Annotated in this window: 15 protein-coding genes; 6 read left to right on the top strand and 9 right to left on the bottom strand. The window is 72.4% G+C overall.

All coding sequences use genetic code 11. The annotated features are described in order from the left end of the window. The first annotated feature begins 52 nt into the window (after positions 1 to 52). The gene (locus PSQ21_RS04805; RefSeq protein WP_274029158.1) at positions 53 to 2893 is read left to right on the top strand and encodes a DEAD/DEAH box helicase; all 2841 of its coding nucleotides are present in this window, start codon (positions 53 to 55) and stop codon (positions 2891 to 2893) included. Between the two features lie 111 nt (positions 2894 to 3004). Here PSQ21_RS04805 and PSQ21_RS04800 read toward each other — a convergent pair whose 3' ends face one another. Beyond that, on the bottom strand, positions 3005 to 3442 hold the full coding sequence (locus PSQ21_RS04800) for an SPW repeat protein (RefSeq protein ID WP_274029157.1): 438 nt from the start codon (positions 3440 to 3442) through the stop codon (positions 3005 to 3007). A 378-nt stretch (positions 3443 to 3820) separates the two neighbouring features. Beyond that, the gene (locus PSQ21_RS04790; protein WP_274029156.1) at positions 3821 to 4468 is read right to left on the bottom strand and encodes a fasciclin domain-containing protein; all 648 of its coding nucleotides are present in this window, start codon (positions 4466 to 4468) and stop codon (positions 3821 to 3823) included. A 290-nt stretch (positions 4469 to 4758) separates the two neighbouring features. On the opposite strand from PSQ21_RS04790, the gene PSQ21_RS04785 reads away from it, so the two are divergent. From PSQ21_RS04785 to PSQ21_RS04770, 4 genes are all read left to right on the top strand, one after another. Beyond that, positions 4759 to 6054: an NAD(P)/FAD-dependent oxidoreductase gene (locus tag PSQ21_RS04785; RefSeq protein WP_274029155.1), complete on the top strand. Its 1296-nt coding sequence runs from the start codon at positions 4759 to 4761 to the stop codon at positions 6052 to 6054. Further along, positions 6051 to 6773 carry a DUF1365 domain-containing protein gene (locus PSQ21_RS04780; RefSeq protein WP_274035643.1) on the top strand — a complete coding sequence of 241 codons (723 nt, stop codon included), beginning with the start codon at positions 6051 to 6053 and terminating at the stop codon, positions 6771 to 6773. Before PSQ21_RS04785 ends, PSQ21_RS04780 begins: the two co-directional genes overlap by 4 nt. Then, entirely contained in the window at positions 6770 to 8035 is a 1266-nt protein-coding gene (locus PSQ21_RS04775) for an SAM-dependent methyltransferase (protein WP_274029154.1), read from the top strand. The genes PSQ21_RS04780 and PSQ21_RS04775 overlap by 4 nt, the downstream gene beginning before the upstream one ends. Before the next feature lie 97 nt (positions 8036 to 8132). Further along, complete coding sequence (locus tag PSQ21_RS04770; protein WP_274029153.1) at positions 8133 to 8936, top strand: DUF1295 domain-containing protein; 804 nt, start codon at positions 8133 to 8135, stop codon at positions 8934 to 8936. Positions 8937 to 9032: 96 nt separating this feature from the next. Here the strand turns inward: PSQ21_RS04770 and PSQ21_RS04765 are convergent, their stop codons facing one another. The 5 genes from PSQ21_RS04765 to PSQ21_RS04745 form a co-directional block, all read right to left on the bottom strand. Continuing rightward, on the bottom strand, positions 9033 to 10400 hold the full coding sequence (locus PSQ21_RS04765; protein ID WP_274029152.1) for a cryptochrome/photolyase family protein: 1368 nt from the start codon (positions 10398 to 10400) through the stop codon (positions 9033 to 9035). Between the two features lie 49 nt (positions 10401 to 10449). Further along, positions 10450 to 11208 carry an anti-sigma factor gene (locus PSQ21_RS04760; protein WP_274029151.1) on the bottom strand — a complete coding sequence of 253 codons (759 nt, stop codon included), beginning with the start codon at positions 11206 to 11208 and terminating at the stop codon, positions 10450 to 10452. Beyond that, entirely contained in the window at positions 11205 to 11789 is a 585-nt protein-coding gene (locus PSQ21_RS04755; protein WP_274029150.1) for a sigma-70 family RNA polymerase sigma factor, read from the bottom strand. Before PSQ21_RS04755 ends, PSQ21_RS04760 begins: the two co-directional genes overlap by 4 nt. Before the next feature lie 113 nt (positions 11790 to 11902). Continuing rightward, the gene (locus PSQ21_RS04750; protein ID WP_274029149.1) at positions 11903 to 12340 is read right to left on the bottom strand and encodes an ABA4-like family protein; all 438 of its coding nucleotides are present in this window, start codon (positions 12338 to 12340) and stop codon (positions 11903 to 11905) included. Next, positions 12337 to 13305 carry a hypothetical protein gene (locus tag PSQ21_RS04745; protein WP_274029148.1) on the bottom strand — a complete coding sequence of 323 codons (969 nt, stop codon included), beginning with the start codon at positions 13303 to 13305 and terminating at the stop codon, positions 12337 to 12339. Before PSQ21_RS04745 ends, PSQ21_RS04750 begins: the two co-directional genes overlap by 4 nt. Positions 13306 to 13459: 154 nt before the next feature. On the opposite strand from PSQ21_RS04745, the gene PSQ21_RS04740 reads away from it, so the two are divergent. Then, the gene (locus tag PSQ21_RS04740) at positions 13460 to 14170 is read left to right on the top strand and encodes a MerR family transcriptional regulator (protein ID WP_443334372.1); all 711 of its coding nucleotides are present in this window, start codon (positions 13460 to 13462) and stop codon (positions 14168 to 14170) included. Between the two features lie 414 nt (positions 14171 to 14584). On the opposite strand, the gene PSQ21_RS04735 is transcribed toward PSQ21_RS04740, so the two are convergent. After that, positions 14585 to 15436: a siderophore-interacting protein gene (locus PSQ21_RS04735; protein ID WP_274029146.1), complete on the bottom strand. Its 852-nt coding sequence runs from the start codon at positions 15434 to 15436 to the stop codon at positions 14585 to 14587. Positions 15437 to 15488: 52 nt separating this feature from the next. Next, positions 15489 to 16397: a 5'-3' exonuclease gene (locus tag PSQ21_RS04730; RefSeq protein ID WP_274035642.1), complete on the bottom strand. Its 909-nt coding sequence runs from the start codon at positions 16395 to 16397 to the stop codon at positions 15489 to 15491. Positions 16398 to 16404 lie beyond the last annotated feature (7 nt).

The following is a 16404-nucleotide window of genomic DNA, read 5'->3' as shown; positions in this document are numbered from 1 at the left end:
CATTTAAAGATCGCGCTGAGTGTCAGAGGTGGCGGGTAGGCTCGTAGCCAAGATGACAGAGGACCTCTCACCAGCTGAGCGATACCAGGCCTCTCGGGACCGAGCGGCCGAGATGGCGACGGCCCTCGGGCCCTTCCGCGAGATGTACGAGTTCGGTCTGGACCCGTTCCAGATCGAGGCCTGCCAGGCCCTGGAGGCGGGCAAGGGGGTGCTGGTCGCGGCCCCCACCGGGTCGGGCAAGACGATCGTCGGCGAGTTCGCCGTGCATCTGGCCCTGGAGCAGGGCCGCAAGTGCTTCTACACCACACCGATCAAGGCGCTGTCCAACCAGAAGTACGCCGATCTGGTCAAGCGGTACGGCGCCGACAAGGTCGGCCTGCTGACCGGCGACAACAGCGTCAACTCCGAGGCGCCGGTGGTCGTGATGACCACCGAGGTCCTGCGGAACATGCTGTACGCGGGCTCCCAGTCGCTGTCCGGCCTCGGCTATGTGGTGATGGACGAGGTGCACTACCTATCCGACCGCTTCCGGGGTGCGGTGTGGGAGGAAGTGATCATTCACCTCCCGGAGTCGGTGACGCTGGTCTCCCTGTCGGCGACCGTCTCCAACGCGGAGGAGTTCGGCGACTGGCTGGACACCGTGCGCGGCGACACCGAGGTGATCGTCTCCGAGCACCGCCCGGTGCCGCTCTGGCAGCACGTGATGGCCGGCCGCAAGATGTACGACCTCTTCGAGGAGGCGACCGACCACGGGGGGCGCGGCGCCGGACGGCGTGAGGTCAACCCGGACCTGGTCCGGCTCGCCCGCCAGGAGAGCCAGAACGTCTACAACCCGCGGGACCGCCGCCGGGGCAAGATGGTGCGCGAGGCCGACCGTGAGCGCGAGAGGCGTCAGCGCGGCCGGATCTGGACGCCCGGCAGGCCCGAGGTCATCGACCGGCTGGACAACGAGGGCCTGCTGCCCGCGATCACCTTCATCTTCAGCCGGGCCGGCTGCGAGGCCGCCGTCCAGCAGTGCCTGTACGCCGGCCTGCGGCTCAACGACGAGGACAACCGCCGGCTGGTCCGCGAGATCGTCGAGGAGCGGACCGCGTCCATCCCAGGCGAGGACCTGCACGTCCTGGGCTACTACGAGTGGCTCGAAGGCCTGGAGCGGGGCATCGCCGCACACCACGCGGGCATGCTGCCGACGTTCAAGGAAGTCGTCGAGGAGCTGTTCGTCCGCGGTCTGGTGAAGGCCGTCTTCGCCACCGAGACGCTGGCGCTCGGCATCAACATGCCCGCGCGTTCCGTGGTGCTGGAGAAGCTCGTCAAGTGGAACGGCGAGCAGCACGCCGACATCACCCCCGGTGAGTACACCCAGCTCACCGGCCGGGCCGGACGCCGTGGCATCGACGTCGAGGGCCACGCGGTGGTCCTGTGGCAGCGCGGCATGGACCCGACGGCGCTGGCCGGCCTCGCGGGCACCCGCACGTATCCGCTGCGCTCCAGCTTCCGCCCCTCGTACAACATGGCGGTCAACCTGGTGCAGCAGTTCGGGCGGCACCGCTCGCGCGAGCTGCTGGAGACCTCGTTCGCCCAGTTCCAGGCGGACAAGTCCGTCGTGGGGATCTCGCGTCAGGTGCAGCGGAACGAGGAGGGCCTGGAGGGCTACCAGGAGGGCATGACCTGCCACCTCGGCGACTTCGAGGAGTACGCGCGCCTGCGGCGCGACCTCAAGGACCGCGAGACGGAGCTGGCCAAGCAGGGCGCGGCGCAGCGTCGGGCGGCGGCGGCCTCCTCGCTGGAGAAGCTGAAGGCCGGGGACGTCATCCATGTGCCCACGGGGAAGTTCGCGGGGCTTGCCCTGGTGCTGGATCCCGGGCTGCCCGCCGGGCGGGCCAACGGGCACCGCGGGTTCGATCACCACGACGGGCCGCGTCCGCTGGTGCTGACCGCCGAACGGCAGGTCAAGAGGCTGGCCTCGATGGACTTCCCGGTGCCCGTGGAGGCGCTGGACCGGATGCGGGTCCCGAAGTCGTTCAACCCGCGCTCGCCGCAGTCCCGGCGCGATCTGGCCTCCGCGCTGCGGACCAAGGCCGGGCACATCGTGCCCGACCGGCACCGCAAGGGGCGGGCGCCGGCCGCCGACGACCGCGAGATCGCCCGGCTGCGGACCGAGCTGCGCGCCCACCCGTGCCACGGGTGCGACGAGCGGGAAGACCACGCGCGGTGGGCCGAGCGCTACCACCGGCTGCGGCGGGACACCCGGCAGCTGGAGAAGCGGATCGAGGGGCGGACGAACACGATCGCCCGGACCTTCGACCGGATCGTCGCACTCCTCACCGAGCTGGACTACCTCCGGGGCAACGAGGTCACCGCGAACGGGCGGCGGCTGGCCCGGCTGTACGGGGAGCTGGACCTGCTCGCCAGCGAGTGCCTGCGGGAGGGAGTCTGGGAGGGGCTCAACCCCGCCGAACTCGCCGCGTGCGTCTCGGCGCTGGTGTACGAGGCGCGGCAGGCAGATGACGCCGTCGCGCCGAAGCTGCCGTCCGGTCCCGCCAAGGTCGCCATGGGCGAGATGGTGCGGATCTGGGGGCGGCTGGACGCCCTGGAGGAGGACTTCAAGATCAACCAGACGGAAGGGGTCGGGCAGCGCGAACCCGATCTCGGCTTCGCCTGGGCGGTCTACATGTGGGCCTCCGGCCGGACACTGGACGAGGTGCTGCGCGAGGCGGAGATGCCGGCGGGGGACTTCGTACGGTGGTGCAAGCAGGTGATCGATGTGCTGGGGCAGGTGGCCGCGGCGGCCCCCCGGGACGCGGGGGCGGGCGCCTCAGGCGTGGCGAAGAACGCGCGCAAGGCCGTGGACGCGGTGTTGCGGGGGGTGGTGGCGTACAGCTCGGTCGGGTGACCGGGCGGTGTGCCGTGGCGGGGTGGGGCTCCGCCCCGGACCCCGCTCCTCGAACGCCGGAGGAGCTTGACCGGGTTCAACGAGGGGCGGGGCCGCCCGGGCGCGTCGGGTTCAGGTGCTTCGGGTTCTGGCCGCTGCTCCCGCGCAGACCATGCCCAGCAGTACGGTCAAGCCGCCGACGATGATGTTGTTGATCACGATCCCGGCGTCCGGGCTGCTGCCCACCACCCAGCTCGACACGATGATCCACGCCCCCATGGCGCAGATCGCCCAGCTCAGGCCGTACATGCGCTCCGGCATCACGGTGAAGCCGAGAGCCAGTACCGCGATGGCGATGCCCATCACCAGGTTGTGCGTGACCAGGGCCGGCTGGCTGGCCGTGAAGTGGAGCACCCACGGGGAAACGGCGCAGTAGAGGCCGACGAGGAACACCGGCGCGTCCACCAGCGCCACATCGCGACCGCCCATCACCCGGTCGTACCGCGCACGCATTTCGGAGGCATCGGGGTGGCCTGATATGTCACTCCTCGCGTGTGAGACGTTGCTCATGAGATCTCGTCTCCTTCGTCGTGCGGGCCCCGCCGCCGTGGGGATGAATGCGGCAGGCGCCCTCATCCCCATAGTGCTCTTATCCGGCGCTTATGTGTACTTTTCGGGCGATGTCTGTGCCAGGGATTCTCAGGTGATCCGAGGCCCTTCGGAGTCCAGCCGGCCGGCCAGGGTGCGAAGGTCCCCCGTGGTCAGCCGGCGGGCCCCGTAGCCGGGCAGCGGTACGTGCAGGGGCTCGGTCCAGCGGGCGGGGATCGTTCCGAGGGGGGCACGGTGTGTCGTCCGGTCAGGCCAGTAGGCAGCGTCCACGCACGACGAGGGGCGGGGAGCCGCGGCACGCCGTGGCTCCCCGCCCCTCGTCCGTGGGGGCCGGTGGGGCTACTTCGGGGGCATCAGGACCGTGTCGACGATGTAGACCGTCGCGTTGGCGGTCGGGACGTTGCCGCAGACGACCTTCGAGGCGTCGTTCACGGTGTACTCGACGCCCGAGCCCGCCGTGGTCAGCTTGCTCTTCTCCAGCGTGTCGAAGGAGCCCTTCTCCAGCTGCTGCGGCGTCAGCTTCTCGCCCACCACGTGGTAGGTGAGGACCTTGGTGAGCTCGGCCTTGTTCGCCAACAGCGCGTCCAGGTCGGCCTTCGGGATCTTGGCGAAGGCGTCGTTGGTCGGGGCGAACACCGTGATGTTCTCCGCGTTGTTGAGCGTGTCGACAAGGCCTGCCTGCTTCACGGCGGCCACCAGCGTCGACAGCGCCTCGTTGTTCGAGGCGGCCGTGGCGACCGGGTCCTGAGCCATGCCGTCGAACGAGCCCGCGCCCTCCTTCGGCACCGACGAACAGGCCGGCCCGAACGGCCCGTCCATGGTCGTCGCATCGTCGGCCGAGGGGCTCGCCGGCGCGGCCGAGCTGGGCGTCGAGCCTGCCGCCGAGTCCTTGGAGGAGTCGTCCGACGAGCAGGCGGTCAGGGCCAGCGGCAGCACGGCCGCGGCGGACACGGCGACGGCTGCGCGGCGGAAGCGGAGCGTGTTCATGGTGTTTCTCCTGGATCGAAGGTGTGGTGCGAAAAGGAAGAAGAGGGAAAGGGGGAGCGGGGCGTGCGGGACTGCCGGGGCGGAAGTGCCCCGTCCATCCGCGCGTCGTACCGGTTCGCTCTCACACAAGGGGTTCGGCGCCGCTCGGCCGGCGGATTGGTCCCGGGCCCACATTCACCCGTTCGGAGCAGATCCGATGACGGACCCATCCATGCGGTCACCAGCCACGAATGGAAGGTGAGGAGCGCTCAGGCAGCGCTCCGACCAGCGAAGGGCCGGAGGGAGCCGGAATGGCAGGGGAACGACGGCGGACGGCCGTGGTCGGATCCGGAGTGGCGGGGCTGACCGCCGCCCACGTTCTCCGGAACGCCCACGACGTGACGCTGTACGAGGCGGAGGACCGCGTCGGAGGCCACGCCCACACGCATGATCTGGCCGCGTCCGACGGCCGGGTGCACCGCGTCGACTCCGGGTTCATCGTGCACAACCGGCGGACCTACCCCCACCTGCTGCGGCTCTTCGACGAACTGGGCGTCGCCACCCAGGAGTCCGAGATGTCGATGTCCGTACGGTGCGAGGGATGCGGCCTCGAGTACGCGGGAGCGCGCGGCCCGGCCGGACTCCTCGCACAGCCGCGCTCCGTCGTGCGCGGCCCCTATCTGCGGATGCTCGCCGAAGTGCCGCGCTTCCACCGAGCGGCCCGGGCCCTGCTGGAACTGCCGGAGAGCGGGGCGGGCGGGGCGGGCGGGACGAGTGGAATGACATTGGGGGAGTTCGCCCGGCGCGGGCGCTTCTCGCCATATTTCCACGCCCACTTCCTCACACCGATGGTCTCCGCCGTCTGGTCCTGCGACCCGGTCACCGCCCTGCGCTACCCGGCCCGCCATCTCTTCCGGTTCCTCGCCCACCACGGCATGCTCGCCGTCGGCGGTTCCCCGGTCTGGCGCACCGTCACCGGGGGCTCGCGCAGTTACGTCGACCTCCTCGTCAAACAGCTCACCGCCGTGCGCACCTCGACCCCGGTGCGCACGATCACCCGGCACGCGGACGGCGTCGAGGTCACCACCGAGGACGGCACGAGGACCCCGTACGACTCCGTCGTCATCGCCACCCACCCCGACCAGGCGTTGCGGCTGCTCACCGACCCGACCGACGCCGAGCGCGGCACGCTCGGCGCGTTCCGGTACTCCAGCAACCGGACCCTGCTGCACACGGACACCGCGCTGCTGCCGCGTGCCCGTGGGGCCAGGGCCTCCTGGAACTACCTGATGCCCTCGTGCGCCGCCGACGCCGACCGTGTCACCGTCAGCTACGACATGAACCGGCTGCAGCGGCTCGACGCACCCGAGACCTTCGTCGTCACGCTGAACGGATCCGACCGCGTCGACCCCGCGTCCGTACGCGCCCGCATGGTCTACGAACACCCCGTCTACACACCCGAGTCCGTCGAGGCACAGGCCGGGCTGCCGGCCCTGTCCGGACCCGTCACCGCCTACGCGGGGGCGTACCACGGCTGGGGGTTCCACGAGGACGGCTGCCGTTCGGGGGCCGAGGCGGCGGCGGCCCTGGGGGTGCGGTCGTGGTGAACGCCCTCTACCCGTGCACCATCACGCACGTACGGAACCGGCCGACGGCGTACGCGTTCCGGCACCGTACGTACCTGTGGCTCGTCGACCCCGACCGGCCGCCCCGGCTGCCGCGCCTCCTGCGACCGCTGGCCCGGTTCGACCCCCGCGACCACTTCGGCGGCAGCGCCCCCACCATCCGGGCCGGCCTGGAGCGCTTCCTGCGGGCCCGGGACGTCGAACTCGGCGACGGCACCGTCACCATGCTCACCCAGGCCCGGGTGTTCGGGTACGTCTTCAATCCGATCACCGTCTACTGGTGCCACCGCGCCGACGGGGGCCCGCTCTGCGTCGTCGCCGAGGTGCACAACACGTACGGCGGGCGCCACTGCTACCTCCTGCGCCCCGACGGGGACGACCGGGCCGTGACGGAGAAGGAGTTCTACGTCTCGCCGTTCTTCCCCGTGGACGGTGGCTACCGGATGCGGCTGCCCGAGCCCGGGCCACGGCTCGACCTGAGCATCCACCTGGAGCGCGACGGGGCCCGCCCGTTCACCGGGACCGTCCGGGGCGAGCGGCGGCCCGCGGCCCCCCGGGAGCTGGTGCGGCTCGCCCTGCGCCACCCCCTCTCCACCGTCCTCGTCTCCGCCGCGATCCGCCTGCACGGCATCCGGCTCCATCTGCGCGGGCTCCCCGTGCGCCCCCGCCCCCCGCACCGCCCACAGGAAGGCATGCAGTGACCGCGCCCACCTCCGCGCCGCCGGCAGACCACACCGCCGGGACCGACCCGCGACGCTGGCCCGACATCGTCGAGCAGCCCCGGACCTCCCGCCTCCGGACCGCCGTCGCCGAGCGCATCGTCCGCCGCGCCCTCGGCCGGCTCCCCCTGCGCGCCCGGATCGCGGGCAGGGACGACATAGGCCTCGGCGGACCGCTCATGGACATTCGCGACCCCGACGCCTTCTTCCGGCGGATCGGCGCGAGCGGACTCATCGGCTTCGGCGAGTCCTACATGGCGGGGGAGTGGGACGCCCCCGACCTGGTCGGCGTACTGACCGTGCTGGCCGACCACGCGGCCGACCTCGTTCCCCGGTCGCTGCAAAGCCTGCGCGGCATCTGGGCGCCGCGCAGGCCCGCCGCGCAGCTGAACACCCCCGAGGGCTCCCGGGACAACATCAGCCACCACTACGACCTGTCCAACGAGCTGTTCGCCCTCTTCCTCGACGAGACGCTCTCGTACTCCTCCGCCGTCTTCCGCGGCTTCCCCGCCGAGCACGACCTGCTGCCCGCCGCCCAGCACCGCAAGATCGACCTGCTGCTGGACGCCGCCGGGGTCACCGAGGGCACCCGCCTCCTGGAGATCGGCACCGGCTGGGGCGAACTGGCGATCCGCGCTGCCGCCCGCGGCGCCCGGGTCGTCACCGTCACCCTCTCCGCAGAACAGCGTGAACTGGCCCGCGTCCGGATCCGCGAGGCCGGGTACGCGGACCGCGTCGAGGTGCGGCTGAACGATTACCGCCAGGTCACCGGCGACTACGACGCCATCGTCAGCGTCGAGATGGTCGAGGCGGTCGGAGAGGAGTTCTGGCCGGTCTACTTCACGGCTCTGGACCGGCTGCTCGCCCCCGGCGGCCGGATCGCCCTCCAGGCCATCACCATGCCCGACGACCGGCTGCGCGCCAGCCGCTCCACGTACACCTGGATCCACAAGTACATCTTTCCCGGCGGCCTCCTGCCCTCCACCGAGGCCGTGGAGCGGATCACCACCGGCCACACCCGTCTGCGCACCACGCGCCGTGTCCGCTTCGGCGCGCACTACGCGGAGACGCTCCGGCTGTGGCGGGAGACGTTCACCGAGCGGGCGGCCGAGGTCGACGCCCTCGGTTTCGACGCCGTCTTCCGCCGCATGTGGACCTTCTACCTCGCCTACTCCGAAGCGGGCTTCCGCTCCGGCTACCTCGATGTCCAGCAACTGCTCCTGACCCGCGAGGAGTCCGCGTGACCACGACCACCGCACCGCCCGGCCCGGTCCGCTGCTCGGCGACGCCGGTCACCCGGCGGCACGGGTACACGCCGGCCGCCGCCCGGGAGGAGGACCGATGAGCGGCTTCGCCTGGCCCGCCTTCGCGAGCGGGCTCGCCGGCGCGGCCGTCGCCGCGCTCGGCGTCATGCTCGTCACCTTCGCCGTCGCCCTGAACAAGGGCGTGCACCGGATCGTCGACGTCGCCTGGGGCATCGGGTTCGCCGCCGTCGCCCTGGTCTCCTTCGGCCTGTCGGCGGGCGTCGGCGACGACGGCCGCCGGCTCCTGGTGACCGCGCTGACCGTGATCTGGGGGCTGCGCCTGGCCATCCACATCGGCCGGCGCGGCCGGGGCCACGGGGAGGACCCGCGCTACGCGAAGATGCTCGCCAAGGCCCCCGGTGACCCGAACCTGTACGCCCTGCGCAAGGTGTATCTGCTCCAGGGGGCGCTGGTCTGGCTGGTCTCGCTCCCGGTGCAGGCGGCGCAGTACCTGACCGCGCCGCTCGCCTGGTGGGCCTGGGCGGGGGCGGTCCTGTGGGCGGTCGGTCTGGCCTTCGAGGCGATCGGCGACGCGCAGCTCGCCCGGTTCAGGGCCGACCCCGCCAACCAGGGGAAGATCATGGACCGGGGGCTGTGGTCCTGGACCCGCCACCCGAACTACTTCGGCGACTTCTGCGTCTGGTGGGGCCTCTTCCTCTTCGTCTGCCAGGCCCCCGCCGCCGCGGCGGCCACCGTCGTCGCCCCGCTGGTGATGAGCTTCCTGCTGACCAAGGGCAGCGGCGCGGCCCTGCTGGAGCGTCACATGGCCGGCCGGCCCGGGTTCGACGCGTACAAGGCGCGCACGAGTGGCTTCCTTCCCCGGCCGCCGCGCCGGACCTGAGCACATCGACCGGGGCCCGGCACATCGAGGAGGGCCCCGGTCCGCGGCGTGCGGAACGGGGCCCTCCTCGTCTGTCGCCCCCGCGTCGTCGCCCGGTCAGTCCAGGCCGCGGGCGCGCTCGAAGCGGGTCCGCGCCTCGGCCAGGTCCACCACCGGGTCCGGGTAGTCCAGGCCCGCGCGGTCCGCGCCCTGTAGCTTCCACGGCTCGTGGACCGCGGCCCCCTCCAGCTCCGCCAGCTCCGGCACCCAGCGCCGTACGTAGTCACCCCGCGGATCGAAGCGCTTGCCCTGGATCACCGGGTTGAGCACCCGGTTGGGCCGGGTGTCCGTGCCGGTGCCCGCCACCCACTGCCAGTTGAGCTGGTTGTTCGCCAGATCGCCGTCGACCAGCAGGTCCAGGAAGTGCCGGGCGCCCACCCGCCAGTCCACGTACAGCGTCTTGCTGAGGAAGCTCGCGGCCAGCATCCGGCCCCGGTTGTGCATCCAGCCCTCGTGCGCCAGCTGCCGCATCGCCGCGTCCACCAGCGGATAGCCCGTCCTCCCGGACTTCCAGGCGCTGATCTCGTCCTCGTCGGAGCGCCAGCGGTCCCGGCGCGTGCGGAGGTCGGACCAGGAGGCGTCGGGGCGGGCCGCGAGGACCTGGTGGTGGAAGTCGCGCCAGGCCAGTTGCCGTACGAACGCCTCGCCGCCGGGGCCGCCCTTCTCCCGGGCGCGGTGTACCAGTTCGGCGGCGGAGACCGTACCGAAGTGCAGATGGGGGGAGAGCCGGGACGTCGCGTCCCCGGCCAGGTCGTCGTGGCCGTCCCCGTAGTCGGCCATCGGCCCGTTCAGCCAGGTCGTCACCAGCTCGCGGGCCGCGTCCTCACCGCCCCGGGCGAGACCGGGGGAGAGGTTCTCGACGCTGTCCCGGTCCGGAAGCGGGTCGCTCGCCACGCCGTCCGGCACCCGCACGGTGCGGGGAGCGGTCAGGGTGCCCCGCACCCCCTCCGCCTCCCAACGGCGGAAGTACGGGGTGAACACCGCGAAGTGGTCCTTGCCGCCGGTCGGGGTCACCCGGCCCGGAGCGAGCGCGGTGACCACCGCGTCATGGACGCGCAGCTCGCACCCGGCGCCCGCGAGGGCCTCCCGGATCCGCTCCTCGCGCCGTGCCGCGTACCGGCTGACCCCGGCGGCGACGTGCACGTAGGCCGCCCCCGTCTCCTCGGCCACCCGTCTCACCGCGGCGGCGGCCTCGCCCCGGCGGACGACCAGCCGGCCTCCCCGGTGGCGGAGTCCGGCGTCCAGGCCGGCCAGACAGTCGGCGAGGAAGGCGAGCCGGTTGGGCGCGTCGAACCCGGCGCGGTGGACGGCGTCGTCCCGGACGAACAGCGGGACGATCTCGTCCGCGTCCCGCAGCGCGGCACGCAGCACCGGGTTGTCGTGCAGACGCAGATCGGAGGTGAACAGCACCACCGCGACACTCATCGGACGGACGCTCCCTTGCATGGTTCGTGGGTGAGGGGTCAGATGTGGGTCAGGCGGTCGGGAAGTCCATCAGCGCCACAGGGGACGAGGTCGGCTCGTCGGAGCCTCCGGCGGGTTCGACCGTGATGCCCATCCCGGACGCCCGGTCCACCGGCCCGTTCAGCAGGACCGCGTCGTCACCCGCCTTCGGGTCCATCAGACCGGCCGAGCGCATCGTGCCCTCGTCGTTGAACCAGAGCTGGTAGACCTTGCCGCTCGGCGGACGCTCCATTCCCGAGGCCAGGAACACCGCACGGTTCTGACTCGCCGAGACGACGACGGTGCCGTGCGCGCCGCCGGTCAGCCCGCCCGAGGCGGTCTTCGCGTCCGGGGCGGAGAGCACCCGGGCCAGCTGCTCGTTCTGCCGCTGCGCCCGGTCCGCCTCCTGCCGCGCGTCCTGCGCCACCTGGTTCTGCCAGACCGCGACCCCGCCGAACGCGGCGGCCGCGGCGACACAGGCGGCGAGCGCGTAGGCGTGCCACCGGCCCCTCCGCCCGCCCCCGCCCCCGCCGGTCCGCGCCCGTCCGTCGGGCGCCGGAGTCTCCTGGCGTACGGTCGCGATCTCCCGCAGGACCCTCTCGCGCAGCTCGCGCGGCGGGAGCTCGGCGACGGCGAGGCCGAGCCGGGCGGCGGTGGCGATCAGCTCCCGAACCTCCTGGGCGCAGGCCTCACAGTCCTCCAGGTGCCGTTCGAACGCCCGCTGTTCGGGCTCCGGCAGCGCGTGCAGGGCGTAGGCCCCGGTCAGCGTGTGCAGTTCGGCCGTGTTCATGCGCTCACCCCCAGGCAGTCGCGGAGGCGGATGAGGCCGTCGCGGAGTCGTGTCTTGATGGTGCCCAGCGGCGCGGCGAGCAGCTCGGAGACCTCACGGTAGGTCAGGCCCCGGTAGTAGGCCAGCGTGACCGACTCCCGTTGCAGCTCGGACAGGGTGCGCATGCAGCGCCGTACCTGTTCTCTCTCCAGCCGGGTCTCGACCTGTTCGGACACCTCGTCGAAGGCGGGCGTCCGGTCCAGCAGCGCCGCCTTGTGCTCCCGGGCGGCGGCGGCCTCGGCCGAGCGGACCCGGTCGACGGCCCGGCGGTGGGCCAGGGTCAGCACCCAGTTCATCGCGCTGCCGCGGGAGGCCCGGAAGCGGGGCGCGGTGCGCCACACCTCCACCAGCACCTCCTGCGCCACCTCCTCCGACTGGGCCGGATCGCGGAGCACGCTGCGCACCAGGCCGAGCACGGGCCCGCTCACCGCGTCGTACACCGCGGCGAACGCGTCCTGGTCGCCCCGGGCCACCCGCACCATGAGCTCCTGGAGATCGGGTCCGGGCGAGGGCGCCCCACTGATGTGTACGGCTTCCTTCACGCGGGCTTCCTCCAGGGACGATCGTCGCTTCCGGCAGTGATTCGGAGCCGAGGACCGCGCGGATTGGTCGGATGCCCGCGATCTTTCCAGACGGGCCCCGGGGAGGGCGCGACTCAGCCCGCGAGCGTTTCGCGCCGTCGCAGACGGGCGGCGCGGACGGCCAGGAAGATCAGCAGCCCGAAGGGCGACAGCAGGATCGTCAGGATCAGCAGCGGCCCCATCAGCAGCGGCGAGAGCCCCAGCTTCCGGCTCTGGAGGTACATCCACTGCCCGAGCAGCAGGTCCCAGGCGATCACCTGCGCCCAGATGGCCCCCGCTCCGCCGGCCAGGGCCGTCAGATCCCGGAACGTGTCGATGTCCGGACCGCTCACCGCCGTCCAGAGCTCCGGGAACACCGGGACGGCCATGACGACGTACACGGCGAGCACGGGCAGCACGGTCAGCGGCGAGGCGACGACACGGGCGGTGCCGGACCAGGTGGGGGCGAAGATCATCAGCAGCCAGAACGGGGCGGCCAGATAGAACGTGATCTCGAACAGCGCGCCGGTCATGCCACGGGCTCCTTGTCGTCGGCGGTGCGGGAGGACGGGCGGTCGTGGGCGGCCGTGCGCAGCGTGCTCCACGTTCCGTACGCCACCGCCGCGAGGAGGATTCCGGCGACGGCCAGCGTGGCCCCGTCCGGATGGATCAGCGGCTGGCCCCGGAGTGCCTGCCAGGTGATGAGCGCGACGAGGGCCGCGTAGCCGCCCACGGCGACCCGTACGAGACGCAGCCGCACTCCGGCGTCGCGCAGCGGGGCGAACCGGGGTGCGAGGAGCACCAGGACGATCAGGAGGAGCGGCAGCAGTTGGAGGGCGTGCATGCCCACGAAGTGCGGGGCACGCAGGTCCCCGCCGGTCGTCGACCAGCCGGTCAGCGGCATGGCCGGGCCGCCGTCCGGTACGCCCACGGAGTGCGCGCCGACGATGTCGGCGGTGTCGAGGTTCCCCGCCGCCCGCTGGCTCTCGCTCGGCAGCACCATCAGGAAGCCGAGGGCCGCACCCGCCAGGGCGATCAGCAGCCCGCCCCGGACGGCCAAGGCCGTCGCCCGGTCGGCGATGCGGGCGCGCAGCAGCAGGACCGCTATCACCAGGGTGCCCGCCCACAGGACGACGATGGTCACCCCCATCGCGTCCCACAGCGTCGCGTCGAAGGGGGTCGCGAAATTGAAGTGGCTGCGTCGGCCCCGGACGACCTGCACCGTGATCAGTACCATCTCGGTCAGGCTGGTCAGCGCGACGACGTGCCCCGCCCACCGGCCGGCCCGCTGCCCCCGGGTGAGATGGGCCAGCATCCAGGCCAGGGTCAGGCCGTACGCGGCGAAGGACACGGCGAACTTGAAGGGCTTCGCCCAGATCGGCGCGCCCACCAGGACGCGGTCGTCGACCACGAGGCCCGCGGCGGAAACGAGGGCCAGAACGGCCATCGCGGCGGAGAAGACGACTAATGGGCGATGCCAGGAACGCCATGACGACATGAGGGACCCCCTGTGACGATGCGAGCAGTATGGATAGCTGCGCTGTCCGCTATCCGATAGGGGGACTATCTATGATGAGTGCGGTTTCTGGCAAGGGCGAAAGGGCGAACACGCGGTGCGCATCGGTGAATTGAGTCGCAGGTCCGGAGTTCCGGTGCCGACGATCAAGTACTACCTGCGGGAGGGGCTCCTGCCCGCAGGGGAGCTGACCAGCCCGAACCAGGCGCGCTACGGCCCCGGGCACGAGCGCCGACTGCGCCTGATCCGGGCGCTGCTGGACGTCGGCGGCCTTTCGCTCGCCGGCATCGGCGAGGTCCTGGAGGCCATCGACGACCCCGAACAGCCGGTGCACAAGGTGCTCGGCATCGCGGCGGACGGCGTCACGCCGACCGGCGAGGAGGAGTCGGGGCCCGAGCTGGAGGACGCGCGGGAGGAGGTGGCCGAACTGCTGCTGCGGCGGGGCTGGCAGGTCGACGAAGAGAGCTGCGCCGCCGAATCGCTGGCGGGAGTGCTGTCCGCGCTGCGCAGGGCGGGGCACGGCGGATACATCGACCTGCTGGACGTCTACGCGGATGCCGCCGAGCCGGTCGCCCGCGCCGACCTCGACTACGTACAGCGGCGGGTGGCCCGCGAGGACCTGGTCGAGAGCGTCGTCGTGGGCACCGTCCTCGGGGAGGCGATGTTCGGCGCGCTGCGGCGGCTGGCGCACATCGACGCGTCCTTCAGGCGCTTCGAGTCCCCGGAGAGCCTCTCGGGGCAGGCCGACCCGGAGGGCTCCGAGGTGGCGGAAGAGGGCGAGCCTCGCGAAGGCGGGGCGCGGGGTGCCGGTGCCGGGGGTGCGGAGGGGGGCCCTCCGGGCGCCTGAAGCCGGGGGCGGATCCGGCGGACGGATCCGGCGGGCGGACCCGGACGGCCCGGACGGCCCCGGCGGACGGACCCGCAGGCTGCCCGGTGCGTAGCCGTGCATGGCCGTGCGTGGCCGGTGGGCGGCCGGTGGGCGGCCGGTGGGCGGCCGTACGTGGCCGGTGGGCGGCCCGGCGGGCAGGCGTTGCGGCCCCGGCCGGACGGCCCCGTCCGCCGCCTCCCCCGACGCGCGGACCCCGCCCGCCGCAGGTGCGACGGACGGGGTCCGATGGTCTGCTCGCCGGGCGACACGGCCGAGGGCGACACGGCCGCCGGGCGAAACGACTGGCCCGGGCGACACGGGCGGCCCGGGTCGGAGCCCCCGGCCCGGCCCGGCGGGGCTCCGGGCCGATCGGACCCGGCGCCGAGCCGACGGCTAGGCGGCGGTCGTGCCGCTCTCCTGCTCGCGCTCCACCTGCTCGTTCCACTCGCGCTTGACGGCGCGCCAGGCGTCGTCGTCCTTGCCGAGACGCCAGTAACCCGAGATCGACAGCCGCGGCAGCGGGATCTGCCGCTCCACGCGCAGATACCGGCGGATCTCCTTCACGAAGCCCGCCTCCCCGTGCACGAAGGCCTGGATCTCGCCCTCCGGGAAGTCCAGCCCCTTCACGGCGGCGGTCAGCAGCTCGCCGACGGGCCGGTCGCCGCGGTGCAGCCAGGTCACCGTCACCCCGTCGGGCGTCACGATCTTCTGCTCCTCCGAGGCGTCCGACACCTCGACGAAGGCGTGCACGAGCGCACCCGACGGCATCTGCTCCAGCGCCGCCGCGATCGCCGGCAGCGCGCTCTCGTCGCCGGCCAGCAGGTGCCAGTCCGCCGACGCCTCGGGAGCGTAACCGCCGCCGGGGCCGAGGAAGGTCACCTGCTCGCCCACCCGGGCCCGCTGCGCCCACGGTCCCGCGAGGCCCGCGTCACCGTGCACGACGAAGTCGACGGCCATCTCCCGGGCGACCGGGTCCCAGGAGCGCACCGTGTACGTACGGGTGGTGGGCCACAGCTCGCGCGGGTACCGCTCCCGGATCGCGGCCATGTCGAACGGGTGCGCGTAGTCCGCGCCCTCGGGCGCGAAGCACAGCTTGATGTAGTGGTCGGTGAAGCCGGAGAGGGTGAAGTCCGCGAGCCCTTCGCCGCCGAGGACCACCCGGACCATGTGCGGGGTGATCTGCTCGGTGCGCACGACCTGCGCGCCCTGAGCCGTGGGTCCCTGCCGGGCCGGCCGCTCTGCCACGAGGTACTCCCTGGTTCGAAAACGTAAGCTTAGGTATGCCTAAGTTAACACCTCAGTGCTGAAGGACGGTCAGGAGCCGCTGAAGCGCGCCGCCCAGCCCCCACTGCTCCGCCAGCGCCTCCAGGGCGGCCGGGTCGCGTGGCTCGCGCGGCAGTGACGGATCGAAGTCGGGCAGGGGGACGTCCCCTGCCACCCGGACCACCTTCGGCGCGACGGCCACATAGGCGCGCGACTCGTCCAGCCGCTTGCGCTGCGAGGGCGTCAGCTTCGCCTTCGGGTCGTCCACCGCCGCCATGATCCCGTCGAGATCGCCGTACGCGTCCAGCAGCTTCGCCGCCGTCTTCTCGCCGATGCCGGGAACACCCGGGAGCCCGTCGCTCGGGTCGCCGCGCAGCAGTGCCAGATCGACGTAGCCCGCGCCGTCCACACCGTACTTCTCGCGCAGCCACGCCTCGTCGGTCAGCTGAAGGGTGCCGACGCCCTTGAGCGGGTAGAGCACGCGCACCTGACGGGCGTCGTCGACCAGCTGATACAGATCGCGGTCGCCGGTGACGATGTCCACCGGCCCGGTCGCCCGCCCCGCGAGGGTGCCGATGACGTCGTCCGCCTCGTACGGCGTGACGCCGACCCGGGCGATCCCGAGGGCCGCCAGCACGTCCTCGATGATCGGGACCTGCGGGGACAGCGTGTCGGGGATCTCCTCCTCGTCCGTCTGCCCGGCGGGCGTCTCCTCGGCGACCCGGTGCGCCTTGTACGTCGGGATCAGGTCGACCCGCCACTGCGGACGCCAGTCGTTGTCCCAGCAGGCGACCAGATCGTCCGGCCGGTGGTCCTGCACCAGGCGGCCGATGAAGTCGAGGAGGCCGCGCACGGCGTTCACGGGCGTACCGTCCGGCGCGCGCACCGAATCGGGCACCCCGAAGTAGGCGCGGAAGTAGAGGGAGGCGGTGTCGAGGAGCATCAGGCGT

This window comes from Streptomyces sp. MMBL 11-1, assembly GCF_028622875.1.
Taxonomy (GTDB): Bacteria; Actinomycetota; Actinomycetes; order Streptomycetales; family Streptomycetaceae; genus Streptomyces.
This window is presented reverse-complemented; position numbering and strand designations above follow the sequence as displayed.

Coding starts and splice junctions, on each gene's coding strand:
- PSQ21_RS04800 (WP_274029157.1), bottom strand. CDS start 3,442: ATGAGCAACGTCTCACACGCGAGGAGTGACATATCAGGCCACCCCGAT.
- PSQ21_RS04790 (WP_274029156.1), bottom strand. CDS start 4,468: ATGAACACGCTCCGCTTCCGCCGCGCAGCCGTCGCCGTGTCCGCCGCG.
- PSQ21_RS04760 (WP_274029151.1), bottom strand. CDS start 11,208: ATGAACACGGCCGAACTGCACACGCTGACCGGGGCCTACGCCCTGCAC.
- PSQ21_RS04745 (WP_274029148.1), bottom strand. CDS start 13,305: ATGTCGTCATGGCGTTCCTGGCATCGCCCATTAGTCGTCTTCTCCGCC.
- PSQ21_RS04730 (WP_274035642.1), bottom strand. CDS start 16,397: ATGCTCCTCGACACCGCCTCCCTCTACTTCCGCGCCTACTTCGGGGTG.
- PSQ21_RS04785 (WP_274029155.1), top strand. CDS start 4,759: ATGGCAGGGGAACGACGGCGGACGGCCGTGGTCGGATCCGGAGTGGCG.
- PSQ21_RS04805 (WP_274029158.1), top strand. CDS start 53: ATGACAGAGGACCTCTCACCAGCTGAGCGATACCAGGCCTCTCGGGAC.
- PSQ21_RS04750 (WP_274029149.1), bottom strand. CDS start 12,340: ATGACCGGCGCGCTGTTCGAGATCACGTTCTATCTGGCCGCCCCGTTC.
- PSQ21_RS04765 (WP_274029152.1), bottom strand. CDS start 10,400: ATGAGTGTCGCGGTGGTGCTGTTCACCTCCGATCTGCGTCTGCACGAC.
- PSQ21_RS04770 (WP_274029153.1), top strand. CDS start 8,133: ATGAGCGGCTTCGCCTGGCCCGCCTTCGCGAGCGGGCTCGCCGGCGCG.